Source organism: Tsukamurella conjunctivitidis, from assembly GCF_007858475.1.
Classification (GTDB): domain Bacteria; phylum Actinomycetota; class Actinomycetes; order Mycobacteriales; family Mycobacteriaceae; genus Tsukamurella; species Tsukamurella conjunctivitidis.
Genome location: NZ_VIGX01000322.1, coordinates 1 through 511 on the forward strand (window position 1 = coordinate 1; position 511 = coordinate 511).

The 511-nt window shown below is 70.3% G+C and carries 1 protein-coding gene; it reads left to right on the top strand.

Annotated elements, in window-relative coordinates:
- Positions 1 to 450, top strand: a 450-nt coding sequence (locus FK530_RS27530; RefSeq protein WP_146489550.1) for a S1 RNA-binding domain-containing protein, incomplete at its 5' end; no start/stop codon positions are given.
- Positions 451 to 511: the final 61 nt, after the last annotated feature.

Genomic DNA, 511 nt, shown 5'->3' on the forward strand with positions numbered 1-511 from the left:
ACGGCCGCCGAAGCCGCGCGCGCCATGGTCAACCAGATCGCCAACCCGCAGATGCCCGAGGTGGGGGAGCGCTTCGTCGGCACCGTCGTGGAGACGACCTCCTTCGGCGCCTTCGTCTCCCTGACGCCGGGCAAGGACGGCCTGCTCCACATCTCCCAGGTCCGTCGCCTGGTGGGGGGCAAGCGCATCGACTCCGTCGAGGACGTCCTCCAGGTCGGCCAGCAGGTCGAGGTCGAGATCGCCGAGATCGGCGACCGCGGCAAGCTCTCACTGCACGCAGTGGTCGACGGCGAGTCCGAGGACCAGGACGGCCACGAGAACGAGACGCGTGAGCACGCCGAGCGTGGCGAGCGTCCCGAGCACACGGAGCGCCGTGAGCGTCGCCCGCGCACCCGTTCGCGTCGTCGTCGCGAGGATGACAACGGTGGGGAGTCCTCCTCCCAGGAGTGACACAGGTGTCGGGGTCGACCGTGGGGCCTTCGCCCACCCGGTCCTGACCTCCTGATCCGAC